Here is a 22,488-nt window from a genome sequence, read left to right as displayed (position 1 = left end):
GCCCTAGTGGCCGGTCATGCGTTCAATCAGACTCAGGCAATGCCGGACCTGTGGCGAGTTATCCCCAACCCGGCGACTGAGAATGATCGGTGAAACCGCCGCTGCCTCGCTCAGCGGTGCATAAACGATATCGTCGCGGTGCTGGCGCTGCACCGAGGCGGGCACCAGAGTTATCCCCAGGCCGGCAGCCACCAGCCCGAGGGCGGTCTGCAGTTCGTTGGTCCACTGAATCACCTGCACGCTCAGGCCCTGACTGGAGAACAACGCCATGATGTGGTCGGCGTAGCTCGGGCGCGGGGTGGCGGGGTAAAGCACGAAGGGTTCAAAGGCCAAGCGCACCAGGTCGATGGGCTGGCCGATCAACGGATGGCCGCAGGGCAGGGCGACTACCAGCGGGTCTTCGCGCAGTACCTGCTGGTCAATGGCCGGGTCTTTGATGTGGATGCGGCCGAAGCCGATATCGATGCGTCCGGCTTTCAAAGCTTCGACCTGCTGCAGGGTGATCATTTCCTGCAGGCCAAGCTCCAGCTCCTGATTGCTGCGCAGTTGGCGAATCAACTCGGGTAACAGATCGTAAAGAGTCGAAGGCGCGAAGCCGATGCGCAGCCATTGGCGCTCGCTGTTGGCGATACGCCGGGTGCCTTCGGAAATTTGCTCGAGCTGGTCGAGCAACATTGCACTCTGTTCATAAAAGTAGCGCCCGGCCTCGGTCAGGCGCAGAGGACGGCTACGCTCAAGCAGATCGACTCCGAGGGTTTCCTCCAGCTGGCGGATTTGCCGGCTCAAAGGCGGCTGGGCAATGTGCAGCTGCTCGGCGGCACGGGTGAAGTTCAGGGTCTGAGCGAGCACCCGGAAGTAACGTAGATGGCGCAGTTCCATGATACCTCCAGGGTATTGTTGCCTACCCAACAGATATTGGACTGCCTGCGGGTGCTGACGCAAGCTGGTGCCCTGTGGATAACCAGACCCTGTGGATATCGTCCAGCAAGAACAAGAAGAGGGCAGCCCATGAGCAGCCACCTGTTGAGCGAGCGCAGCTGTGTGTTTCAGCGCGCCGACCCTTATGCCGTGTCCGAATACGTTAACCAGCATGTCGGTGGCCATAGCTTGCGCCTGCCCAGAACCGGCGACCTGAAGGCGAGCATCAACCACCGCAAGTTCGCCAGCCTCGACCTGTGCCGCTTGAGCTACGGCGGCAAGGCGCGGATTACCTCGCCCGCCCTGGGTTCGCTGTATCACCTGCAGATTCTGCTCAAGGGCCATTGCCAGTCCAGTTTTCGTGGCAATGAACATCACTACGTACCCGGTGAGCTGCTGTTGATCAACCCGGACGATCCGGTCGACCTGACCTATTCGGCCGACTGCGAGAAGTTCATCCTCAAGTTGCCGGTCAGCCTGCTCGAGCAAGCTTGCCTGGAACAGCGCTGGCAGTTGCCCGAGGGTGGCATTCGCTTCAACAGCGCGCGCCATGTCACCGGTGAGCTGGAAGGTTTTATCGGCTTGCTCGGGTTGATCTGCGAAGAGGCGGAGTCCACCGACTCGTTGCTGCAGGTCCAGGAGCATTACGGGCGCATCGTTGCCAGCAAGTTGCTCAGTTTGCTCGGCAACAACGTTCAGCGTGCCGAGCCGGTGCAGCAGACTCACTCGTTCGAGCAATTGGCAGCCTACATCGACGCCCACCTGGAGCAGGACATCAGTGTCGGCCAGTTGATGACTGTCGCGCGGGTCAGCGAGCGCACCTTGTACTCACTGTTCGAGCGCCATGCCGGTTTGTCGCCAAAGGGCTATGTGCGCCAGCGCAAGCTTGAGCGCATTCATGCCGCCCTGCAGGACCCGGCAAGCGCGGTGCGCAACGTTACCGAGATCGCCCTGGACTACGGCTTCCTGCACCTTGGGCGCTTTGCCGAAAGCTATCGCCAGCGTTTTGGCGAATTGCCCTCGGCCACCTTCAAACGGCACCGCTGACTCCTGGTCAGCCGTTGCGCAAACTGGATAGCGATTCGCAGGAAACGGCTATTGGCCCTTTTGTACTGCTCCTAACCTGAGATCGCGAACACTGCACGGCAGGTTCGCCTTCGGGTTTCGATAACAACAACAAAAGAGACACGCCACATGCGAGCTATCGATATCAATGGCCTGATCGATCAGGCGAAGTTCAATACCTTCCACTGGCGTGTGCTGTTCTGGTGCGCGCTGATCATCATCTTCGACGGATACGACCTGGTCATTTACGGCGTGGTGTTGCCGGCCTTGATGCAGGAATGGGGCATGACCCCGTTGCAGGCCGGGGCCCTGGGCAGCTATGCGCTGTTCGGCATGATGTTCGGCGCCCTGGTGTTCGGGCCGTTGTCGGACCGCATCGGCCGCAAGAAGGCGATCATGATCTGCGTGATCCTCTTCAGTGGCTTCACCGTGCTCAACGGCTTTGCCCGCAACCCGACGGAATTCGGTATCTGCCGCTTCCTGGCGGGCCTGGGAATCGGTGGGGTAATGCCCAACGTCGTGGCGCTGATGAACGAATACGCTCCCAAGCGGATGCGCAGCACCCTGGTGGCGATCATGTTCAGCGGTTACTCGGTGGGCGGCATGCTCTCGGCCGGCCTGGGCATCGTGTTGTTGCCGGCGTTCGGTTGGCAGTCGGTGTTCTACGTCGCAGTCATCCCCTTGCTGCTGTTGCCATTGATTCTGCGTTTCCTGCCAGAGTCCCTGGGTTTTCTGGTGCGTCAGGGACGCACCGAACAGGCTAGCCAATTGCTGCAACGGGTCGAACCCAGCTACCAGCCACAGGCCGGCGACCGTCTGGAAGTGGTCACTGGTGTCCAGGCCGGTGGGTCGGTTCCGCAGCTGTTTCGTGAAGGCCGGGCGCTGAGTACGTTGATGCTCTGGGTCGCGTTCTTCTGCTGCCTGTTGATGGTCTACGCCCTCAACTCGTGGCTGCCAAAACTGATGAACAACGCCGGTTACGGCCTGGGATCGAGCCTGGCTTTCCTGCTGGTGCTCAACTTCGGGGCGATTTTCGGGGCTGTCGGTGGTGGCTGGATTGGCGATCGTTTCAAGCTCGATCGCGTGCTGGTGGTGTTCTTTGCGCTGGCGGCGTTGTCGATCAGCCTGCTGGGCTTCAAGAGCCCGACACCGGTGCTGTACCTGCTGATCGCAATTGCCGGGGCGACCACTATCGGTACGCAGATTCTGGCGTATGCCTGTGTTGCCCAGTTCTATCCGATGGGCATCCGTTCCACCGGCCTTGGCTGGGCCTCGGGAATCGGTCGTAGCGGAGCAATCGTCGGACCGATCCTCGGCGGCCTGTTGCTGGGGATCCAGTTGCCGCTGGCGCTGAACTTCATGGCCTTTGCGGTGCCGGGTGCGGTGGCGGCGGTGGCGATGATGGTGTTTGCCAGCCGCAGCTCGGCGCAGGCCGGGTCAAGGCTGCCGTCGGCGGCTTAGCCTCATCGCGGGGCAAGCCCGCTCCCACAGGATTGTGTTGAACCGGTGGGAGCGGGCTTGCCCCGCGATACAAACGCCACACCTCTCAAGTTCAAAAACAACAATAAAAAGAGCACGTCATCATGAACAACCTCCGTCCAATCGGGTTGCTGTCTTTGTTCGCCCTGAGTTTCACCACCCAGGCCGCCGAACCTGACTTTTTCAAGGACGCCACGGCCACCCTGCAAGCGCGCAACTATTACTTCAGCCGTGATTTTTCCGGCATCGTTGGCGCCAATAAGCAGTCCAAGGCTGAGGAGTGGGGGCAGGGTTTTATCCTCAACTTCAAATCAGGCTACACCCCGGGACCAATTGGCGTTGGCGTCGATGCCATCGGCCTGCTCGGTCTCAAGCTCGACAGCAGCCCGGACCGCACCGGCACCGGCCTGCTGCCGGTTCAGGATGACGGCCGCGCGGCTGATGAATACAGCCGCGCCGGGGCGACCTTGAAACTGCGTTATTCAAAGACCGAACTGAAAGTCGGTGAACTGCAAACCAACTTGCCGATCCTTCAGTACAACGACTCGCGTTTGCTGCCGCCGACCTATCAGGGCGCCAGCATCAGCTCGGCGGAAATCAGCGGCCTGACCCTGCAGGCGGGGCACCTGAGCTCTACCAGCCTGCGCAACGAGGCAGGCGATGAAAAACTGATCGCCATGCTCGGCCACCTGCCGCAGCGCCAGGCCGACAGCGATGCCTTCAACTTTGCCGGTGGTGACTACAGCTTCAACGCCAACCGCAGCACTTTCAGCCTCTGGTATGGCCGTCTGGAGGATATCTACCAGCAGGGCTTTGTCGGCTTCAAACACAGCCAGCCGGTGGGTGATTGGGTGCTCGGCGCCAACCTTGGCTACTTCAGCGCCAAAGAGCAGGGCGAAAGCCGCATTGGCGATATCGACAACCAGGCGTTCTATTCGCTGCTGTCGGCCAAGCGCGGCGGGCATACGTTCAGCGTCGGCTACCAGGGTATTTATGGTGAAGATGCCTTTCCCCGTGTATTTCCGAATATTTCGCCGCTGGGCAACGAAGTACCGACCTATGAGTTCTCTTTTGCCGACGAGCGCTCCTGGCAGGTGCGTTATGACTACGACTTCGTGGCCATGGGGGTTCCGGGGCTGACGGCAACGGTGCGCTACCTGAAGGGTAACAACGTCGATACCGGGCAAGGCTTCGAGGGCAAGGAACATGAACGCGATCTGGACATTGGTTATGCGGTGCAGAGCGGGGTGCTGAAGGGGTTGGGGGTGCGGCTGCGCAATGCCATGGCGCGGTCCAACTACCGTTCGGATATTGATGAGAACCGGGTGATCCTGACGTATACCTGGACGTTATTGTGAGTTCTTCGCGGGGCAAGCCCGCTCCCACCGTGGGAGCGGGCTTGCCCCGCGATGCTTTTGGAAACACACCGTCCATCCACGGATTGGTCGAAAACCCGTGCTATCGCTTAGACTCGCAGGATAACTACAACGAGTGTCCTGGTATGGAGAGTCCCCTGCTCAGTGAGCGCAGCCGGGTTTTCGATCGTGCCGATCCTTATGCCGTGTCGACCTACGTCAATCAGCATGTGGGGGTGCATAACATCCGCCTGCCGCGTTACGGGCATCCAGAGGCGTGCCTCGATCATCGCAAGTTCGCCAGCCTTGATCTGTGCCGGATCAGCTACGGTGGCGAAGTGCGGGTGATGTCGCCAGCCCTGGAAAACGTCTTTCACCTGCAGATCCTGCTGCGTGGCCATTGCCTGTGGCGGCGCGGTCGTGCCGAGCGTTTGCTCGGGCCCGGCGAGTTGTTGTTGATCAACCCGGACGAGCCGGTCGACCTTGCCTATTCGGCCGACTGCGAAAAATTCATTCTCAAGCTGCCCAACCGCTTGCTGGAAAGTGTCTGCGATGAACAACGCTGGCAGCGTCCCGGCGAAGGCGTGCGCTTCCTCCAGAGCCATTATCAGCTGCTGGCGCTGGAAGGTTTCTCCGGCTTGCTGGCCATGGTCTGTCATGAAGCCGAAGCCAGCGAGCCGCTGTTGCGGGTGCAGGAGCACTACAGTCAGATCGTCGCCAGCAAGATGCTGACCTTGATGCCGACCAACGTCAGTCGCGAGGCACTGACCAGCCAGGCGGTGACCTTCGACCGGATTGCCGGCTACATCGAGGGCAACCTCAAGCTGGATATCTGCAGTGAACAACTGGCGCGCCAGGCCAGCATGAGTCTGCGTTCGTTGTATGCGCTGTTCGAGCGCAACGCCGGCACCACGCCGAAAATCTACATCCGCCAGAAGAAGCTCGAACGCATCCACGCCAGCCTTGCCGACCCCAACTGCCCGGTGCGCAGCATCACCGAACTGGCCATGGATTATGGCTTCGTGCATCTGGGCCGCTTCTCGGAAAACTACAAGTCGCTGTTCGGCGAACTCCCCTCCGATACCCTCAAGCGTCGTTCCTGACACTTTGCAGAAAACGGATAAAGGTCTGCACAAAGCGGATATTTGCCGTGCCCCTCGCTCCCTAACCTGACATGGCCTGACCACAATAACAACGGAGGCCCCGGCCATGTCCCTGGGATTCGATTACCTTAATTCCCTGCTTGAAGAAGATCAGGAGAAGGGCGTCTTTCGCTGCAAGCGCGAGATGTTCACCGACCCCCGTCTGTTCGATCTTGAGATGAAACACATCTTCGAGGGCAACTGGCTGTACCTTGCCCACGAAAGCCAGATTCCTGAAAAGAACGACTTCCTCACCACCACCATGGGGCGCCAGCCGATTTTCATCGCGCGCAACAAGGACGGGGTGCTCAATGCTTTCCTCAATGCCTGCAGCCACCGCGGTGCGATGCTCTGCCGGCACAAGAGCGGTAACCGCTCGTCTTACACCTGCCCGTTCCACGGCTGGACCTTCAACAACTCCGGCAAGCTGCTCAAGGTCAAGGATCCGGTCGATGCCGGCTACCCGGCGAGCTTCAACTGTGAAGGCTCCCATGACCTGACCAAGGTTGCCCGTTTCGAGTCCTATCGCGGTTTCCTGTTTGGCAGCCTGAACCCGGACGTGGTCCCGCTGGTCGAGCATCTGGGCGAGTCGGCGAAGATCATCGACATGATCGTCGATCAGTCGCCAGAAGGCCTGGAAGTGCTGCGCGGTTCGTCCTCCTACATCTACGAAGGCAACTGGAAACTGACCGCCGAGAACGGTGCCGACGGCTACCACGTCAGTGCCGTGCACTGGAACTACGCCGCTACCCAGAACCAGCGCAAGCAGCGCGAGGCGGGCAGCGAAGTGAAAACCATGAGCGCTGGCGGCTGGGCCAAGAGCGGTGGTGGTTTCTACTCCTTCGACAAAGGTCACCTGCTGCTCTGGACCCGTTGGGCCAACCCTGAGGACCGTCCACTGTTCGAGCGCCGTGACGAGCTGGCCGCCGACTTCGGCCAGGCCCGCGCTAACTGGATGATCGAGAACTCGCGCAACCTGTGCCTGTACCCGAACGTGTACCTGATGGACCAGTTCAGCTCGCAGATCCGTATTGCCCGGCCGATCGCCGTGGACAAGACCGAGATCACCATCTACTGCATCGCGCCCAAGGGCGAGAGCGCCGAGGCCCGGTCCCAGCGCATCCGTCAGTACGAGGACTTCTTCAACGTCAGTGGCATGGCCACTCCGGACGACCTCGAAGAATTCCGTTCGTGCCAGATGGGTTACCAGGGCGGGCGTGGCTGGAACGACATGTCCCGCGGGGCAACCCACTGGGTCGACGGTGCCGATGCCGCTGCCCAGGAAATCGACCTGCATCCGCAAATGAGCGGTGTGCGTACCGAAGACGAAGGCCTGTTCGTGCTGCAACACAAGTACTGGCAGGAAACCATGCTCAAGGCCCTCGCCGACGAGCAACAGCTGATCCCGGTAGAGGCCGTGCAATGAGCATTTCCTTCGAGCAAGTGCGCGACTTCCTCTACGAAGAAGCGCGTTATCTGGACGACAGCCAGTGGGACAACTGGCTGGAGTGCTACGCCGCCGACGCGACCTTCTGGATGCCGGCCTGGGACGACAACGACCAGCTCACCGAAGATCCGCAACGGGAAATCTCGCTGATCTGGTACGGCAACCGTGGCGGTCTGGAAGACCGGGTGTTCCGGATCAAGACCGAACGCTCCAGTGCGACCATGCCCGACACCCGGACCTCGCACAACATCAGCAACATCGAACTGCTGGAACAGAACGATGGCGTCTGCAAGGTGCGCTTCAACTGGCACACCCTGAGCTTTCGCTACAAGACAGTGGACAGTCACTTCGGCACCAGTTTCTACACCCTTGATGTGCGCGGCGAACGGCCGCTGATCAAGGCCAAGAAGGTAGTGCTCAAGAACGACTACGTGCGTCAGGTCATCGACGTTTACCACATCTGAATCCAGCTTTTCTGCGAGGTGTGCCATGCACAAGATCGCCTTGAATTTCGAAGACGGGGTTACCCGTTTCATTGACGCCACTGCTGACGAAACCGTGGCCGACGCCGCCTACCGTCAGGGCATCAACATCCCGCTGGACTGCCGTGATGGCGCCTGCGGTACCTGCAAGTGCTTTGCCGAGGCCGGTCGTTACGACCTGGGCCAGGAATACATCGAAGACGCCTTGAGCGAGGAAGAAGCCGCCCAGGGTTATGTACTGACCTGCCAGATGCGCGCTGAAAGCGACTGCGTGGTACGCATTCCAGCCTCATCGCAAGTGTGCAAGACCGAGCAGTCCAGCTACCAGGCCAGCATCAGCGCGGTGCGCCAGCTGTCCGATAGCACCATTGCCCTGTCGATCAAGGGCGATGCCCTGAGCCGCCTGGCCTTCCTGCCCGGGCAGTACGTCAACCTCGGCGTGCCTGGCAGCGAGCAGACCCGTGCTTACTCCTTCAGCTCGCTGCAAAAGGACGGCGAGGTCAGCTTCCTGATCCGCAACGTGCCGGGCGGCCTGATGAGCAGCTTCCTCACAGGTCTGGCCAAGGCTGGCGACAACATGACCCTGGCTGGCCCGTTGGGCAGCTTCTACCTGCGTGAAATCCGCCGGCCATTGCTGTTGCTGGCGGGCGGTACCGGGCTGGCGCCGTTCACCGCGATGCTGGAAAAGATCGCCGAGGAGGGCAGCGAGCATCCGCTGCACCTGATCTACGGCGTGACCAACGACTTCGACCTGGTTGAGCTTGACCGCCTGCAAGCGCTGGCTGCGCGCATCCCCAACTTCAGTTACAGCGCCTGCGTGGCCAACCCCGAGAGTCAGCACCCGCTCAAAGGTTACGTCACCCAGCACATCGAGCCGCGCCACCTCAACGAAGGCGATGTCGATGTCTACCTGTGCGGCCCGCCGCCGATGGTCGAAGCGGTCAGCCAGTACATCCGCGAACAGGGCATCACTCCGGCGAACTTCTACTACGAAAAATTCGCCGCTGCCGCTGCCTGAAGCCGTTTTTATGGGGCCGGGCGCATCGTGCGGGTACGGTCGGTCCCTTTTTTATTCGAGGTTGTCATGAACAACAGATTCGACAACAAGGTCGCGCTGATTACCGGCGCGGCGCAGGGCATCGGCCGCCGGCTGTGCGAGCGCCTGCTCGAAGAGGGCGCGACCCTGGTGGCGGTGGACCGCTCAGAACTGGTCCACGAGCTGCAAGGCGAAGGCGTACTGACTCTGACCGCGGACCTGGAGCAGTACGGTGATTGCAACCGGGTGATGGCGGCAGCAGTGGAACGTTTCGGTCGCCTCGATGTGCTGGTCAACAACGTTGGCGGCACCATCTGGGCCAAGCCTTTCGAGCACTACGAAGCGGCGCAGATCGAAGCCGAAGTGCGTCGCTCGTTGTTCCCCACCCTGTGGTGCTGCCACGCGGCGCTGCCCTACATGCTTGAGCAGGGCAGCGGCGCCATCGTCAACGTTTCCTCGATCGCCACGCGCAGTGTCAACCGCGTGCCCTATGGCGCCGCCAAAGGCGGCGTGAATGCACTGACCGCCTGCCTGGCCTTCGAAACCGCCGGCCGTGGTGTACGGGTCAATGCCACGGCACCCGGTGGCACCGAAGCACCACCACGCCGGGTGCCACGCAACAGCGCCGAACAGAGCAGCGACGAGAAAGTCTGGTACCAGCAGATCGTTGACCAGACCCTCGACAGCAGCCTGATGAAACGCTACGGCAACCTCGATGAGCAGGTTGGCGCGATTCTCTTTCTGGCCTCCGACGAGGCTTCCTACATCACCGGCACGGTGTTGCCGGTTGGCGGCGGCGACCTCGGCTGAGCGCCCCTGGAGATCTCGATGAGTCATCCTTTGATTGAACGCATCTCGACGCTGATCGTCGACCTGCCCACCATTCGCCCGCACAAGCTGGCGATGCACACCATGCAAAAGCAGACCCTGGTGATCATCCGCCTGCAGTGCTCGGATGGCATCGAGGGCCTCGGTGAGTCCACCACCATCGGTGGTCTGGCCTACGGTAACGAAAGCCCGGAAAGCATCAAGCAGAACATCGACAGCTACTTCGCGCCGCTGCTGATCGGCCAGGATGCCAGCAATATCAATGCGGCGATGCAGCGTCTGGACAAGGTCATCAAGGGCAACACCTTCGCCCGCTCCGGAATCGAAAGCGCCTTGCTCGATGCCCAGGGCAAGCGCCAGGGCCTGGCCGTCAGCGAACTGCTTGGCGGGCGTGTACGCGACAGTCTGGAAGTGGCCTGGACCCTGGCCAGTGGCGACACCGCGCGCGACATCGCCGAGGCCGAGCAGATGCTCGACTTGCGCCGTCACCGTATCTTCAAGCTGAAGATTGGTTCCAACGAAGTCAGCCACGACCTCAACCATGTGATCGCGATCAAACGCGCACTGGGCGACCGCGCCAGCGTGCGGGTCGACGTCAATCAGTACTGGGACGAGTCCCAGGCGATTCGCGCCTGCCAGGTGCTGGGCGACAACGGTATCGATCTGGTCGAACAGCCGATCTCGCGCATCAACCGCGCCGGTCAAGTGCGGCTGAACCAGCGCAGCCCGGCACCGATCATGGCCGATGAATCGATCGAAAGCGTCGAGGACGCTTTCAGCCTGGCTGCCGACGGTGCCGCCAGTATCTTCGCCCTGAAGATCGCCAAGAACGGCGGCCCGCGTGCCGTGTTGCGCACTGCGCAGATTGCCGAAGCCGCCGGTATCGCCCTGTACGGTGGAACCATGCTCGAAGGTTCGATCGGCACCCTGGCCGCCGCCCATGCCTTTGTCACCCTGAACAAACTGACCTGGCACACCGAACTGTTCGGCCCGCTGCTGCTGACCGAAGAGATCGTCAACGAAGCGCCGGTGTATCGCGACTTCGCCCTGCACGTACCACGCACCCCGGGCCTGGGCCTGACCCTGGACGAAGAGCGCCTGGCGTTCTTCAGCCGCAAGTAAGGAGAGATGCCATGTTGTTCCACGTGAAAATGACCGTGAACCTGCCCCTGGACATGGACCCGGCCAAAGCCGCAACGCTCAAGGCCGACGAAAAGGAACTGGCCCAGCGGCTGCAACGCGACGGCAGCTGGCGCCACCTGTGGCGCATTGCCGGGCACTACGCCAACTACAGCGTGTTCGACCTGCCCAGCGTCGAGGCGCTGCACGACACCCTGATGCAGCTGCCGCTGTTCCCCTACATGGACATCGAGATCGATGGCCTGTGCCGCCACCCGTCATCGATCCACAGCGACGACCGTTGAACGCGTAACGCCGATAACAACAATTCGAGGTACATATCATGACCGTGAAGATTGCTCACACTGCCGATGTCCAGAAATTCTTCGAAGAAGTCAGTGGCCTGAACAACGACCTGGGTAGCCCGCGCATGAAGCTGGTGACCAACCGGATCGTCAACGACGTGGCCCGCATCATCGAAGACCTGCAAGTCACCCCCGATGAATTCTGGAAGGCGGTGGATTACCTCAACCGCCTGGGTTCGCGCCAGGAAGCCGGCCTGCTGGTGGCCGGGCTGGGCGTCGAACACTACCTGGACCTGCAACTGGATGCCCAGGATGCCGAAGCCGGCATCAGCGGCGGTACTCCGCGCACCATCGAAGGGCCGCTGTATGTAGCCGGCGCACCGATGGCCGAAGGCGAAGTACGGATGGACGACGGCCTGGATCCGGGCACGGTGATGTTCCTCCAGGGTCGTGTCCTGGACGAGCAGGGCCAGCCGGTGGCTGGCGCCGTGGTGGACCTGTGGCATGCCAACACCCAGGGCACCTATTCGTACTTCGACAGCACCCAGTCGGACTACAACCTGCGCCGGCGTATCGTCACCGATGCCGAAGGCCGCTACCGCGCGCGCAGTATCGTGCCGTCGGGTTATGGCTGCCCTGCGGACGGGCCGACCCAGGAGCTGCTCGACCAGTTGGGTCGTCACGGCAATCGTCCGGCGCATATCCACTTCTTCATTTCCGCACCGGGGTATCGTCACCTGACCACCCAGATCAACCTGGCCGGTGATCAGTACCTGTGGGACGACTTTGCCTATGCCACCCGTGACGGCCTGATCGGCGAGCTGCGCTTTGTCGAGGATGCGGCCGCCGCCGATGCTCGCGGTGTAGAAGGGCGTTTCGCCGAAATGGACTTCAGCTTCCAGTTGCTCAGTGCACCCAAGCCTGCGAGTGAAGCACGCAGCAAGCGGCCGCGGGCGTTGCAAGACGTCTGAGGACCGGGTTGAATCCATCGCGGGGCAAGCCCGCTCCCACAGGTAACAAGACTGTGGGAGTGGGCTTGCCCCGCGATGCTTTTCAGAAGCCACTCACTGGACAATCCAATGAAAACAATACTCCAGGACTTCTCCCTCTCTGCCTTGGTCGCCGGCTTCATCGCCACCCTGATTTCCTACGCAGGCCCCTTGGTGATCATCTTCCAGGCCGCCCACAGCGCACAGCTGTCGGCGGCTGAACTGTCTTCGTGGGTCTGGGCCATTTCCATCGGCAGCGGTGTGCTCGGCGTGGTGCTCAGCCTGCGCTTCAAGGTGCCGTTGGTGATTGCCTGGTCGGCACCGGGCTCGGCCCTGCTGGTGGCGCTGTTGCCGGACATCGCTTTTGCCGAGGCGGTCGGTGCCTACATTGTCGCCAACCTGGTGATCCTGCTCGTCGGCCTGTCGGGCGCCTTTGACCGCATTGTCGGCAAGCTGCCGCCAGCCATCTCCGCGGCGATGCTGGCGGGTATCCTGTTCAGCTTCGGTACCGGCTTGTTCACTTCATTGAAATCGCAACCGCTGCTGGTGCTGGCGATGTTCGTCAGTTACCTGGTGTTCAAGCGCATCGCTCCACGCTACGCAGTGTTGGCGGTGCTGGTGTGCGGGGTAAGCATTGCCGTGTTCAGCGGCGAAATGAACAGCTCGGCGCTGGTGGTGGGCCTGGCCACGCCGGTGTGGACCACGCCGGCATTCAGTTGGAATGCTGTGTTGAGCATCAGCCTGCCGCTGGTGATGGTGGCGTTGACCGGGCAGTTCGTGCCAGGCATCGCCGTGTTGCGTAACGATGGCTATCAAACCCCGGCCAGCCCGATCATCGCCAGTAACGCGCTGACCAGTCTGATGCTGGCGCCGTTCGGTTGCCACGGCCTGAATCTGGCAGCGATCACGGCGGCCATCTGCACTGGCCGCGAAGCACATGACGATTCGCGCAAACGCTATTGGGCGGGTGTCTGTGGTGGCGTGTTGTATTTGCTGCTGGGGGTGTTCGGGGCGACGCTGGTGTCACTGTTCACAGCCTTTCCGGCAGCCTTGATCGCAGCGTTGGCCGGGCTGGCCTTGTTTGGTGCGATTGGTGGAGCGCTGGCCGGGGCGATGAGTGTGCCGAGTGACCGCGAGGCAGCGTTGATCACCTTCCTGGTGACGGCTTCGGGGATGTCATTCCTCGGTTTGTCGGCGGCTTTCTGGGGGCTGATCTTCGGCTTGTTCGCGCACCTGCTGCTGCACCTGCGGCGACCAGCGCCACAGGTGAGCAGGGCAGGGGTGCAGGCTGACTGAAGTCAGATCTGCATGGCCATGCCTTCGACGTTCATCGCCGCCTGGCGCAAGGCTTCGGAACGGGTCGGGTGCGGGTGGCAGGTCAGGGCGATGTCTTCGGCCGAAGCCGAGAACTCCATAGCCACGCAGAACTCGCCGATCATCTCACTGACGCTCGGGCCGACCAGGTGCACGCCGAGCACCTCGTCGGTGTTGGCGTCGGCCAGGACCTTGGCGAAGCCTTCGGTCTCGTGGTTGATCTTGGCCCGGCTGTTGGCGGTGAAGGGAAACTTGCCGACCTTGTAGGCACGTCCTTCGGCCTTGAGCTGCTCTTCGGTCTTGCCGACGCTGGCCAGTTCCGGACGGGTGTAGATCACCCCGGGGATGAGGTTGTAGTTGACCTCATGGGCCTTGCCGGCGATCCGCTCGATGCAGGCCACCGCTTCGTCTTCGGCCTTGTGCGCGAGCATCGGGCCGGAGGTGACGTCACCGATAACCCAGATTCCCGGCACTGCGGAGCGGTGGTGCTCATTGGCGAGCATGCCGCGCTTGTCGGTTTCCAGGCCGACATTTTCCAGGCCCAGACCTTTGGTATACGGACGACGGCCGATAGCCACCAGCACGTAGTCCGCTTGCAGGCTTTCACTGGCACCACCTGCGGCAGGCTCCAGGCTCAGGCTGACACCCTCCGCCGAGGCGGTGGCCTGAGTGACCTTGCTGCCCAGCTTGAAACTGATGCCTTGCTTGGCCAGCGCGCGTTGCAGAGTTTTGGCGGTCTCTTCGTCGGTGCCCGGACAGATGCGGTCAAGGTATTCGATCACGGTGACCTGACTCCCCAGGCGCCGCCATACCGAACCCAGCTCCAGGCCGATCACGCCAGCACCGATCACCACCAGGTGCTTGGGCACGCTGGGCAGCGACAGGGCGCCAGTTGAGTCGATGATGCGTTGGTTGTCGATGGTCACACCCGGTAGCGGGGTTGGCTCGGAGCCGGTGGCGATGACGATGTCCTTGGCCTGCAGCTCAGTGATGCTGCCGTCCTCGGCACTGACATTGACCCGGCCCGGGCCTGCGATCTGGCCCCAGCCCTTGATCCAGTCGACCTTGTTCTTGCGGAACAGGAACTCGATGCCCTTGGTCAGGCCGGTCACGCTTTCGTCTTTCTGCTTCATCATCTGGGCGAGGTTCAAGGTCGGTTTGACCTCGATACCCAGGTTGGCGAACTCGCTGCCCACCGCCGCTTCATACAGCTCCGAGGCATGCAGCAGTGCCTTGGACGGCATGCAACCGACATTCAGGCAGGTGCCGCCCAGGGTCGAGCGGCCTTCCACACAGGCCACGCTCATGCCCAGCTGACCGGCGCGGATTGCGGCGTTGTAACCGCCCGGGCCGCCGCCGATGATCACCACATCATAGGTTTTCATTGTTGTACTCCAGGATGAAGAATCGACAATGGCGCCAAGATTAGTCTGCCAGGCAAGTGATTGTATACAATCAATCGTGCGCTTCGATTTCCCAAAAAGGGTCTGGAATGGGGGCGACAGCTTCAGACTATGGTCGCGATAGGCTGAAACTTCCGACAGATGAACTACCCTTTGGCGGTGACGTCCGATGAAAAAGGGAGGCTCATTTCATGCTTGCGCAACTTCCGCCCGTTCTGCAAAGCCTGCGATTACCCCTGCGCCTGAAGCTGTGGGATGGCCATGAGTTCGATCTGGGGCCTAAACCGCAGGTCACCATCCTGGTCAAGGATCCGCAGTTGATCACCCAACTGGCCCATCCAAGCCTGGAAGAACTCGGCGCCGCCTTTGTCGAAGGCAAGCTGGAACTGGAGGGCACCATCGGTGAGGTGATCCGGGTTTGCGATGAGCTCAGCGAAGCCTTGCTCAAGCATGAAGTCGATGACCAGCCAGTACGCAGCGAGCATGACAAGGAAACTGACGCGGCGGCGATTTCCTATCACTACGACCTGTCCAACGATTTCTACCAGCTGTGGCTGGACCGCGACATGGCCTATTCCTGCGCGTACTTCAAAACCGAGCAGGACACTCTGGAGCAGGCCCAGCAGAACAAGTTCGAGCACCTGTGCCGCAAGCTGCGCTTGCAGAAGGGGGACTACCTGCTCGATGTCGGGTGTGGTTGGGGTGGGTTGTCGCGCTTTGCCGCCCGGGAGTTTGGCGCCAAGGTGTTAGGCATCACCCTGAGCAAAGAGCAGCTCAAGCTCGGTCGCCAACGGGTCAAGGACGAAGGTCTGCAAAACCAGGTGAAGCTGCAGATTCTCGACTACCGCGACATTCCTCAGGATGGCCGCTTCGACAAGGTGGTCAGTGTCGGCATGTTCGAGCATGTCGGCCATGCCAACCTGGCGCTGTACTCTGAGCGTCTGTTCGGTGCCGTGCGCGAAGGTGGTCTGGTGATGAACCACGGCATCACCGCCAAACATATTGATGGGCGCCCGGTAGGGCGGGGCGCGGGTAGTTTCATTGGGCGCTATGTGTTCCCTCACGGCGAGCTGCCGCACTTGTCGATGATCGCTGCCAGCATCAGCCATGCCGGTCTTGAGATTGTTGATGTCGAGAGCCTGCGCCTGCACTACGCGCGCACGCTCAAGCACTGGAGCGACCGCCTGGAAAACCAGTTACAAGCAGCCTCGACGCTGGTGCCGGAAAAGGCCCTGCGGATCTGGCGCCTGTACCTGGCTGGCTGTTCTTACGCCTTCGCCAAGGGCTGGATCAACCTGCACCAGATCCTCGCGGTCAAACCTTATGCCGACGGCCATCATGACCTGCCGCTGACCCGCGAGGACCTCTATCGCTGAGGTGATTAGAGAATCGGTGAAATCAGCCGGGCGATACGCATGCCCAATAGTTGTAGGCGGTGGGTGTCCTGGCTGTCCTCGGCACTGATCTCCCTGGCCTGGTCGAAGTCATGGATGAGCATGGCTTCGACCTGATCGGCGAAGGCGCGATCGACCGTCAGCAGCATCACTTCAAAGTTCAGGCGGAACGAACGGTTGTCGAGGTTGGCGCTGCCGATGGCGCTGATCTCGTTGTCGATCAGCACCACCTTCTGGTGCAGGAAGCCCGGACCATAGCGGAACATCCTTACCCCGGCGCGCACCGCTTCGAAGGCATAGAGGCTGGATGCCGCATAGACGATGCGATGGTCCGCACGCGACGGCAAAAGGATACGTACATCCACTCCGCGAAATACGGCCAGGCGTAGTGCGGCAGCCACCGCTTCATCAGGAATGAAGTAGGGGCTGGTGATCCACAGCCGCTCCCTTGCCGAATGGATGGCTTCGACGAAGAACAGCGAGCAGGTTTCCTGAGGGTCGGCCGGACCACTGGCCAGTACCTGACAGAGCACGCCATCTTCGGGGTAGGTGTCCGGCAGGATCAGCGGTGGCAGTTTGCGTGCGGCCCAGAACCAGTCCTCGGCAAAAGATTCCTGCAGGCAGGCCAGCACCGGGCCGCTGACTTGCACATGGGTATCGCGCCAGGGTGAGAGCCTGGGCTTTTCGCCCAGGTACTCGTCGCCGACGTTGTGCCCGCCGAGAAAACCCTGCACGCCATCGACCACGACGATCTTGCGGTGGTTGCGGAAGTTGACCTGGAAGCGGTTGAACCAACCACGGCGCGTGGCGAAGGCGCGGATGTTCACACCACCGTCGCGCAGTTTTTGACTGTAGCTGGCGGGCAGGGCGTGGCTGCCGACCCGGTCGTACAGCACATAGATGTTTACCCCTTCGGCGGCTTTCTTCAGCAGCAGGGCTTGCAAGGCACGCCCCAGCTTGTCGTCATGGATGATGAAGAACTGCACCAGCACCGTGTCACGTGCTTGCTCGATGGCGGCAAAGATCGCGTCGAAAGTTGCCTTGCCGTCGATCAGCAGGCGCACCTGGTTGTTCGCCAGACACGGCATCCGCCCCAACCTGGGCATGGCCCGAAGTGCGCCATAGGATTCGGAGTTGCGTGCTGCCAGCGCTTCATCGACCCATGGTCGCCAGTTGAGGTCGGCCATGGCCACATGCATTTCGCGGTTGGCCTGGCGTCGCGCCTGGATGTAGGCGTCGAAGGTACGACTGCCAAATACCAGGTAAGGGATCAAAGTGAAGTAGGGGATAAACAGCAGCGACAAGGCCCAGGCAATTGCACCCTGGGCAGTGCGCACGGTGAGTACCGCATGCATGGCGGCGATGGCACCAAGCAAGTGCAGGGCACCGATCAGGTAACCGAAGAAGTAGGGGCTGTGGTAATCCATATGCATCCTGCTGTCCAATGGCACTGCGTCTAACAGAGCATGTTCCGCACGGTACTTGCAACCGAAAGGGCAAATTGACGTCTAAGCTGTGTTCCAGCTTGGGGCTGGAGTTTCGAGGAGTCATTACATGAAAAGTCGTCTGCCAATGCTGGCATTGGTCCTGGGTGTATCGAGCCCGTTGGTGCATGCGCAGATGTTGCAACCGGGGTTGTGGGAGCTGACCACCAGCAACATGCAGGTCGATGGCAAGGCGCTGCCGGACATGGGCTTCATGCTCGGCCAGCTGAAGAACCTGCCGCCCGAGCAGCGGGCGATGATTGAAGGCGGCCTGGCCAAGCAGGGGATCAGTGTCGCCGGTCAGGGCGTGCGCTCGTGCCTGACGCCTGAGCAGGTCAAGACCAACGATATCCCGCTGCAAGACCCGAAGTCCGGTTGTGCCCAGAAGATTACCGAGCGCACGGGCAATGTCTGGAAGTTCACTTTCAGCTGCCCGAAAGCGCAGGGTAATGGGGTAGCCACATTCCAGAGTGATAAAGAGTTCACCACCACGGTGAACGGCACCTTCAATGCTTCGGGTGTCCAGCAACAAGGCAGCATGAACACGCGTGCCGTTTGGTTGGGCGACGATTGCGGTAGCGTCAAGCCGCGAACCTAAAGCACCTTGAACTGCGTTACCAGTGCCACTGGCTGTGAGCAACCGCATCGTGGGCATGCAGACTCTCTGCATGTTCCACGCGCAGGCTGAAGCCGCTCAACCAGGTCAGGTGTTGCAGGGCCAGGTGCAGACGGCGAGCGGCGTCTTCACAGAACATCAGGTTCTGACCGTTGGCCAAGGCAAAGGCTTGTTCGTCTGCGCGCTTCACCGCAGTCTGCACGGCGGTGCCGAGTGCCGTCTCCGCCTGATCGATCAGTGCCTTGATCGGCAGCTCGCTGACCCCTTGCTTCAAACGTATCTGCAATTGCGCCACACTACGTTGGCTGTGAGGTGTTGCCACCACACCCTGGGCGCTGCCCAACCAGTCGAGTACAGCCTCATGGCTGAGGCTACGGTTGCCGAAATCGGTGAGGAATTGCTGTTGAATCAGTTGCCTGGCCAGGGCAGCAGAGCAAGGGCAGGTGGAGGAGTAATCCAGCTGTACTTTTAGTTCCACGTGGAACACTTCGTCTTTTAGCTGTGCAGAAAGGCTGACTGGATAGGCTTTCCACCCCGCCAACGGGCTGATCAATGCCGGACGTTTGAGCATGAGTTCGAAGCGCAAATTCAAGTAGGCGCCTGCGGATATTCCTGCGTGGCTTTCCAGAAAAGTATCCAGCACCTGGTGAATGAGCTGAGGTGTTAAAGGCTGCTGTTCGAACACCTCCAGTGCCAGATACAAGCGTGACATGTGGATACCGCGTGAGCTGCCATCGTCCAGGCTGACGCCCGCGTCGGCACTTGCACGCAAGGTGCTGCCATCAAACAACACCGGCAAAGCAATGTTGCACATGCCAACCCAGTCCAGGGGCAAGGAGGTGTGAATGGCTTGCGCGGCAATATCAGGAAGCGTCAGGGCAGTCATGGGCAGCTCGTATTCTGTTTGGCGAGAGTGATTACTGGCAGCCGCTCAGGCGATTGCAGCGCAGGTTGAAGCGCTGACCGCTGGAGCTGGACACCCGATTGAAAGTGGTCCAGCCGACTTTGCGGCTGTAACCCACCCAGGTTTCACCGTCACTGGCCAGGCCGGTGTAGAACGTCAGTTGCCCGTAGCGGCTATTGGTTTGTGTCCATAGCCGCCGTCCTTGTACTTCATAACCGCGCAGATACGTCGTGCTGCCCTCGCTGCGCACGCTGTAGTAATTGCCTTGCGCATCACCACACGCCAGCAAGGTGGCGCTACGGGTGCACAGCGCCAAGCCTTTGCTCAGTGGAACAGCCACGGCTGCAACAGGCAGGCACAGCAGCAACAGGGCAGTGGCAGACAGGCACAACAGTTTCATTTTTGGCGTCCTTCGAGGGGCCTTCGGTCGAGTTCAGGCGAAGCAGCTTGGCGAGATTGTATTGTTATAATATAACATTGCGCAATGCATCGTTCGAATGCGCCTGCCCCGATGAGGATCTGACCATGCCCAACCGCCTTCCCGTCACCGTGCTTTCCGGCTTTCTGGGTGCCGGCAAAAGCACCCTGCTCAACCATGTCCTGCGCAACCGCGAGAACCTGCGGGTGGCAGTGATCGTCAACGACATGAGTGAAATCAACATCGATGCCAGCGAGGTGCAACGCAATGTCAGCCTCAACCGCGCTGAAGAAAAACTGGTGGAGATGAGCAACGGCTGCATCTGCTGCACCCTGCGTGAGGACTTGCTTGAAGAGGTTGGCCGGCTGGCGCGCGAGGGCCGCTTTGACTACCTGCTGATCGAGTCCACCGGCATCTCCGAACCGCTACCGGTTGCCGAGACATTTACCTTCCGTGATGAGCAAGGCCGCAGCCTGGCGGATCAGGCGCGGCTGGACACCATGGTCACGGTGGTCGACGGGTTGAATTTCCTGCGCGATTACCAGGCGGCTGAAAGCCTGGCCAGTCATGGCGAAACCCTTGGCGAGGACGACCAGCGCTCGATCAGCGACCTGCTGATCGAACAAGTGGAGTTTGCCGATGTGATCCTGCTCAGCAAGATCGACCTGATCAGCAGCCATGAGCGCGAAGAACTCTGCGCCATCCTGCGCAGCCTCAATGCCCATGCGCGGATCGTACCGATGCTCATGGGCCAGGTGCCTTTGGCGTCGATCCTCAATACCGGCCTGTTCGATTTCGAGCGTGCCGCTCAGGCCCCGGGATGGCTGCAGGAACTGCGCGGTGAGCATGTGCCGGAAACCGAGGAGTACGGTATTGCCGCCAGCACTTGGCAAGCCCGTCGACCGCTGCATCCGCAACGCTTCTTCGACTTTATCCACAGCGCGTGGAGTAATGGCCGCTTGCTGCGCTCGAAAGGGTTCTTCTGGTTGGCCAGCAAGCATCAGGAGGCCGGCAGCTGGTCGCAGGCCGGGGGCATGATGCGTTACGGTTTTGCCGGACGCTGGTGGCGCTTTGTGCCGCGTCAGCACTGGCCGCAAGATGAACAGAGTACGGCAGCAATCCTCAACAACTGGACGGCCGAATGTGGTGATTGCCGTCAGGAGCTGGTGTTCATCGGTCAGAACATTGACTTCACCCAGCTGAAGGCCGAGCTGGACGCCTGCCTGCTGAGCGACGCGGAAATGGCTGAAGGCGCCGAAAGCTGGTGCCAACTGGCGGATCCTTTCGGCCCCTGGCATGACGAAGAGGCGGCTTGACGCAATGGACTGATTTCAAGGCATAGTGATGAAAATCCAGGACCGCTAACGTCATATGCTGCAGAACATCCCTACCCACGTTATTGCCGGACCTTTAGGGGCCGGCAAAACCAGCCTTATCCGTCAGCTGATGGCCCAGCGACCGGTAAACGAGCGCTGGGCCATTCTGATCAATGAGTTCGGTCAGATCGGCCTGGATGCGGCGTTGCTGAGCACCGATGATCAGGGTATCGCTATGGGCGAGGTGGCGGGTGGTTGTCTGTGTTGCGTCAACGGTGCGCCTTTTCAGGTCGGCCTGGGGCGTTTACTGCGCAAAGCCAAACCGCACCGGTTGTTTATCGAACCTTCGGGGTTGGGGCATCCACTGCAATTGCTGGAGCAACTTCGGCAGTCGCCATGGCGTGGGGTATTGGCTGTACAACCAGCGGTCATGGTGCTGGATGCCGAGCAACTTGCAGCGGGCAGCGCTTTACCTGAGGCGCAGCAGGACGCGTTGGCCGGCGCAGGCCTGCTGGTGCTGAATAAATCCCAAGGGCTGGATGATGAAAAGCGCTTGTGGATAACTTCACAGCTGCCCCGTCAGTCGCTGTACTGGACCGAGCAGGGGCGATTGCCGTTATCGGAGTTGCCCACCCAGGTGTTTGCACCGGGTGAAACCGCGTCTGTGGATAAGCTGGTTTTGCCCAATGCAGCCGGACCTACGGCGGCCCTGTGGATAAATCCACAGGAGCCGATTTGCAGCATTCAGGATGCTACGGAGGGCTGGAGTATCGGTTGGCGCTGGCATCCGCAGCAGAAGTTTGAACGCTCGCGTCTCGAACAGTTGTTGCGTGACTTCGACTGGCGCCGGGCCAAACTGGTTATCCACAGCCCGCAAGGTTGGCAGTCGATCAACGCGGTAGGCGGGCAGGGCGATCTGCACTGGCAACCCAGCGAATGGCGTCGAGACTCGCGCATCGAGCTGATTTTCACCAGCGCACAGGATCAAAAGCTGCTGCAGCAAGCCATGCAGGCTTGCCGGCTCTAGTTACGCCAGCGGTTATGGTCCTGGCGCCACTGATTCATTTCGATGACGTTGTCAGCATGCTGTGCCGGTTTGATTTCGAACGGGTAGGGCGCCAGTTCGATCTGCATGCTATGGGCACCAAACTGGGTGACAGTGCCCGGGTGGCGCTGCTCACCGGTGACGGTGAACTCGAAGTTGTACACACGGGCCAGGCGCTTGCGACCCTGGGCGTCGCGGACAAAACCGATGCGTTTGAGCGCCACGTTGCCATCGAGCAGTTCCAGATCGAGTTTTGCACAGTGCTGCTTGACCCGTTCCAGGGCCTTTTCACGCAATCCGTGGTTGTGCCACAGCCAGGCGCCAGCTGTAGCCAGCAGCATCAGCACGGAGAGATTACCCAGGGTCAGCATTTACATTTACTCCAACGAAGTACGCTCAGCTTAACTGCCTCCCCGCTCTGTCGTACAG

The 22,488-nt window shown here is 60.8% G+C and carries 22 protein-coding genes; 16 read left to right on the top strand and 6 right to left on the bottom strand.

What is annotated here, in order from left to right; all coding sequences use genetic code 11:
* Positions 1 to 3: 3 nt before the first annotated feature.
* Positions 4 to 879 (bottom strand): LysR family transcriptional regulator, encoded by an 876-nt coding sequence (locus ACVI9W_RS12140; RefSeq protein WP_038616082.1) that lies wholly within the window; start codon positions 877 to 879, stop codon positions 4 to 6.
* 129 nt (positions 880 to 1,008) lie between these two features.
* Between ACVI9W_RS12140 and ACVI9W_RS12135 the strand changes: the two genes are divergently transcribed.
* The 12 genes from ACVI9W_RS12135 (at position 1,009) to ACVI9W_RS12080 (ending at position 13,461) form a co-directional block, all read left to right on the top strand.
* Positions 1,009 to 1,965: an AraC family transcriptional regulator gene (locus ACVI9W_RS12135; protein WP_038616080.1), complete on the top strand. Its 957-nt coding sequence runs from the start codon at positions 1,009 to 1,011 to the stop codon at positions 1,963 to 1,965.
* Between the two features lie 147 nt (positions 1,966 to 2,112).
* Positions 2,113 to 3,444, top strand: coding sequence for an aromatic acid/H+ symport family MFS transporter (locus ACVI9W_RS12130; protein WP_461530104.1), 1,332 nt, complete (start codon positions 2,113 to 2,115; stop codon positions 3,442 to 3,444).
* A gap of 122 nt (positions 3,445 to 3,566) precedes the next feature.
* Positions 3,567 to 4,820: an OprD family porin gene (locus tag ACVI9W_RS12125; protein WP_461530103.1), complete on the top strand. Its 1,254-nt coding sequence runs from the start codon at positions 3,567 to 3,569 to the stop codon at positions 4,818 to 4,820.
* A gap of 143 nt (positions 4,821 to 4,963) precedes the next feature.
* On the top strand, positions 4,964 to 5,920 hold the full coding sequence (locus ACVI9W_RS12120; protein ID WP_038616074.1) for an AraC family transcriptional regulator: 957 nt from the start codon (positions 4,964 to 4,966) through the stop codon (positions 5,918 to 5,920).
* 106 nt (positions 5,921 to 6,026) lie between these two features.
* Positions 6,027 to 7,385 (top strand): benzoate 1,2-dioxygenase large subunit, encoded by a 1,359-nt coding sequence (gene benA, locus ACVI9W_RS12115; RefSeq protein ID WP_038616071.1) that lies wholly within the window; start codon positions 6,027 to 6,029, stop codon positions 7,383 to 7,385.
* Entirely contained in the window at positions 7,382 to 7,870 is a 489-nt protein-coding gene (benB, locus tag ACVI9W_RS12110) for a benzoate 1,2-dioxygenase small subunit (RefSeq protein WP_038616069.1), read from the top strand. The genes benA and benB overlap by 4 nt, the downstream gene beginning before the upstream one ends.
* Before the next feature lie 25 nt (positions 7,871 to 7,895).
* Complete coding sequence (benC, locus tag ACVI9W_RS12105; protein WP_400173158.1) at positions 7,896 to 8,906, top strand: benzoate 1,2-dioxygenase electron transfer component BenC; 1,011 nt, start codon at positions 7,896 to 7,898, stop codon at positions 8,904 to 8,906.
* Positions 8,907 to 8,972: 66 nt separating this feature from the next.
* Positions 8,973 to 9,734, top strand: a complete 762-nt coding sequence (locus ACVI9W_RS12100; protein WP_461530102.1) for a 1,6-dihydroxycyclohexa-2,4-diene-1-carboxylate dehydrogenase — start codon at positions 8,973 to 8,975, stop codon at positions 9,732 to 9,734.
* Positions 9,735 to 9,752: 18 nt separating this feature from the next.
* Complete coding sequence (locus tag ACVI9W_RS12095; RefSeq protein ID WP_157190587.1) at positions 9,753 to 10,874, top strand: muconate cycloisomerase family protein; 1,122 nt, start codon at positions 9,753 to 9,755, stop codon at positions 10,872 to 10,874.
* 11 nt (positions 10,875 to 10,885) lie between these two features.
* On the top strand, positions 10,886 to 11,176 hold the full coding sequence (gene catC / locus ACVI9W_RS12090; RefSeq protein ID WP_422421319.1) for a muconolactone Delta-isomerase: 291 nt from the start codon (positions 10,886 to 10,888) through the stop codon (positions 11,174 to 11,176).
* Positions 11,177 to 11,214: 38 nt separating this feature from the next.
* Positions 11,215 to 12,147, top strand: a complete 933-nt coding sequence (catA, locus tag ACVI9W_RS12085; RefSeq protein ID WP_461530101.1) for a catechol 1,2-dioxygenase — start codon at positions 11,215 to 11,217, stop codon at positions 12,145 to 12,147.
* A 108-nt stretch (positions 12,148 to 12,255) separates the two neighbouring features.
* Positions 12,256 to 13,461 (top strand): benzoate/H(+) symporter BenE family transporter, encoded by a 1,206-nt coding sequence (locus ACVI9W_RS12080; RefSeq protein WP_461530100.1) that lies wholly within the window; start codon positions 12,256 to 12,258, stop codon positions 13,459 to 13,461.
* A gap of 2 nt (positions 13,462 to 13,463) precedes the next feature.
* Here ACVI9W_RS12080 and lpdA read toward each other — a convergent pair whose 3' ends face one another.
* The gene (gene lpdA, locus ACVI9W_RS12075; RefSeq protein ID WP_461530099.1) at positions 13,464 to 14,864 is read right to left on the bottom strand and encodes a dihydrolipoyl dehydrogenase; all 1,401 of its coding nucleotides are present in this window, start codon (positions 14,862 to 14,864) and stop codon (positions 13,464 to 13,466) included.
* Positions 14,865 to 15,073: 209 nt separating this feature from the next.
* Here lpdA and cfaB point away from each other — a divergent pair, with 209 nt between their 5' ends.
* Positions 15,074 to 16,258 carry a C17 cyclopropane fatty acid synthase CfaB gene (gene cfaB / locus ACVI9W_RS12070; RefSeq protein WP_461530098.1) on the top strand — a complete coding sequence of 395 codons (1,185 nt, stop codon included), beginning with the start codon at positions 15,074 to 15,076 and terminating at the stop codon, positions 16,256 to 16,258.
* 5 nt (positions 16,259 to 16,263) lie between these two features.
* On the opposite strand, the gene cls is transcribed toward cfaB, so the two are convergent.
* The gene (gene cls / locus ACVI9W_RS12065) at positions 16,264 to 17,703 is read right to left on the bottom strand and encodes a cardiolipin synthase (protein ID WP_461530097.1); all 1,440 of its coding nucleotides are present in this window, start codon (positions 17,701 to 17,703) and stop codon (positions 16,264 to 16,266) included.
* Positions 17,704 to 17,830: 127 nt separating this feature from the next.
* On the opposite strand from cls, the gene ACVI9W_RS12060 reads away from it, so the two are divergent.
* A complete protein-coding gene (locus ACVI9W_RS12060; protein ID WP_038616044.1) occupies positions 17,831 to 18,358 on the top strand; it encodes a DUF3617 domain-containing protein in 528 nt (175 codons plus the stop codon).
* Between the two features lie 16 nt (positions 18,359 to 18,374).
* Here ACVI9W_RS12060 and folE2 read toward each other — a convergent pair whose 3' ends face one another.
* Together folE2 and ACVI9W_RS12050 are read right to left on the bottom strand one after the other, a co-directional pair.
* Complete coding sequence (gene folE2, locus ACVI9W_RS12055) at positions 18,375 to 19,262, bottom strand: GTP cyclohydrolase FolE2 (RefSeq protein WP_461530096.1); 888 nt, start codon at positions 19,260 to 19,262, stop codon at positions 18,375 to 18,377.
* Between the two features lie 31 nt (positions 19,263 to 19,293).
* The gene (locus ACVI9W_RS12050; RefSeq protein WP_461530095.1) at positions 19,294 to 19,680 is read right to left on the bottom strand and encodes a glutamine synthetase; all 387 of its coding nucleotides are present in this window, start codon (positions 19,678 to 19,680) and stop codon (positions 19,294 to 19,296) included.
* A gap of 125 nt (positions 19,681 to 19,805) precedes the next feature.
* On the opposite strand from ACVI9W_RS12050, the gene zigA reads away from it, so the two are divergent.
* Both zigA and ACVI9W_RS12040 read left to right on the top strand, forming a co-directional pair.
* Entirely contained in the window at positions 19,806 to 21,014 is a 1,209-nt protein-coding gene (gene zigA / locus ACVI9W_RS12045; RefSeq protein ID WP_461530094.1) for a zinc metallochaperone GTPase ZigA, read from the top strand.
* A 55-nt stretch (positions 21,015 to 21,069) separates the two neighbouring features.
* The gene (locus ACVI9W_RS12040; protein WP_461530093.1) at positions 21,070 to 22,041 is read left to right on the top strand and encodes a CobW family GTP-binding protein; all 972 of its coding nucleotides are present in this window, start codon (positions 21,070 to 21,072) and stop codon (positions 22,039 to 22,041) included.
* On the opposite strand, the gene ACVI9W_RS12035 is transcribed toward ACVI9W_RS12040, so the two are convergent.
* Entirely contained in the window at positions 22,038 to 22,430 is a 393-nt protein-coding gene (locus tag ACVI9W_RS12035; protein WP_038616037.1) for a DUF3301 domain-containing protein, read from the bottom strand. The genes ACVI9W_RS12040 and ACVI9W_RS12035 overlap by 4 nt on opposite strands.
* Positions 22,431 to 22,488: the final 58 nt, after the last annotated feature.

It is taken from the genome of Pseudomonas sp. 210_17 TE3656 (assembly GCF_054821965.1).
This window is presented reverse-complemented; position numbering and strand designations above follow the sequence as displayed.

Bases quoted from the DNA above. Each gene is read 5' to 3' on its own strand.
- benB (WP_038616069.1), top strand. From the start codon at position 7,382: ATGAGCATTTCCTTCGAGCAAGTGCGCGACTTCCTCTACGAAGAAGCG.
- cfaB (WP_461530098.1), top strand. From the start codon at position 15,074: ATGCTTGCGCAACTTCCGCCCGTTCTGCAAAGCCTGCGATTACCCCTG.
- benA (WP_038616071.1), top strand. From the start codon at position 6,027: ATGTCCCTGGGATTCGATTACCTTAATTCCCTGCTTGAAGAAGATCAG.
- ACVI9W_RS12100 (WP_461530102.1), top strand. From the start codon at position 8,973: ATGAACAACAGATTCGACAACAAGGTCGCGCTGATTACCGGCGCGGCG.
- ACVI9W_RS12140 (WP_038616082.1), bottom strand. From the start codon at position 879: ATGGAACTGCGCCATCTACGTTACTTCCGGGTGCTCGCTCAGACCCTG.
- ACVI9W_RS12060 (WP_038616044.1), top strand. From the start codon at position 17,831: ATGAAAAGTCGTCTGCCAATGCTGGCATTGGTCCTGGGTGTATCGAGC.
- ACVI9W_RS12120 (WP_038616074.1), top strand. From the start codon at position 4,964: ATGGAGAGTCCCCTGCTCAGTGAGCGCAGCCGGGTTTTCGATCGTGCC.
- ACVI9W_RS12095 (WP_157190587.1), top strand. From the start codon at position 9,753: ATGAGTCATCCTTTGATTGAACGCATCTCGACGCTGATCGTCGACCTG.
- benC (WP_400173158.1), top strand. From the start codon at position 7,896: ATGCACAAGATCGCCTTGAATTTCGAAGACGGGGTTACCCGTTTCATT.
- ACVI9W_RS12035 (WP_038616037.1), bottom strand. From the start codon at position 22,430: ATGCTGACCCTGGGTAATCTCTCCGTGCTGATGCTGCTGGCTACAGCT.
- lpdA (WP_461530099.1), bottom strand. From the start codon at position 14,864: ATGAAAACCTATGATGTGGTGATCATCGGCGGCGGCCCGGGCGGTTAC.
- ACVI9W_RS12125 (WP_461530103.1), top strand. From the start codon at position 3,567: ATGAACAACCTCCGTCCAATCGGGTTGCTGTCTTTGTTCGCCCTGAGT.
- ACVI9W_RS12130 (WP_461530104.1), top strand. From the start codon at position 2,113: ATGCGAGCTATCGATATCAATGGCCTGATCGATCAGGCGAAGTTCAAT.
- zigA (WP_461530094.1), top strand. From the start codon at position 19,806: ATGCCCAACCGCCTTCCCGTCACCGTGCTTTCCGGCTTTCTGGGTGCC.
- catC (WP_422421319.1), top strand. From the start codon at position 10,886: ATGTTGTTCCACGTGAAAATGACCGTGAACCTGCCCCTGGACATGGAC.
- ACVI9W_RS12040 (WP_461530093.1), top strand. From the start codon at position 21,070: ATGCTGCAGAACATCCCTACCCACGTTATTGCCGGACCTTTAGGGGCC.
- folE2 (WP_461530096.1), bottom strand. From the start codon at position 19,262: ATGACTGCCCTGACGCTTCCTGATATTGCCGCGCAAGCCATTCACACC.
- cls (WP_461530097.1), bottom strand. From the start codon at position 17,703: ATGGATTACCACAGCCCCTACTTCTTCGGTTACCTGATCGGTGCCCTG.
- ACVI9W_RS12050 (WP_461530095.1), bottom strand. From the start codon at position 19,680: ATGAAACTGTTGTGCCTGTCTGCCACTGCCCTGTTGCTGCTGTGCCTG.
- ACVI9W_RS12080 (WP_461530100.1), top strand. From the start codon at position 12,256: ATGAAAACAATACTCCAGGACTTCTCCCTCTCTGCCTTGGTCGCCGGC.
- catA (WP_461530101.1), top strand. From the start codon at position 11,215: ATGACCGTGAAGATTGCTCACACTGCCGATGTCCAGAAATTCTTCGAA.
- ACVI9W_RS12135 (WP_038616080.1), top strand. From the start codon at position 1,009: ATGAGCAGCCACCTGTTGAGCGAGCGCAGCTGTGTGTTTCAGCGCGCC.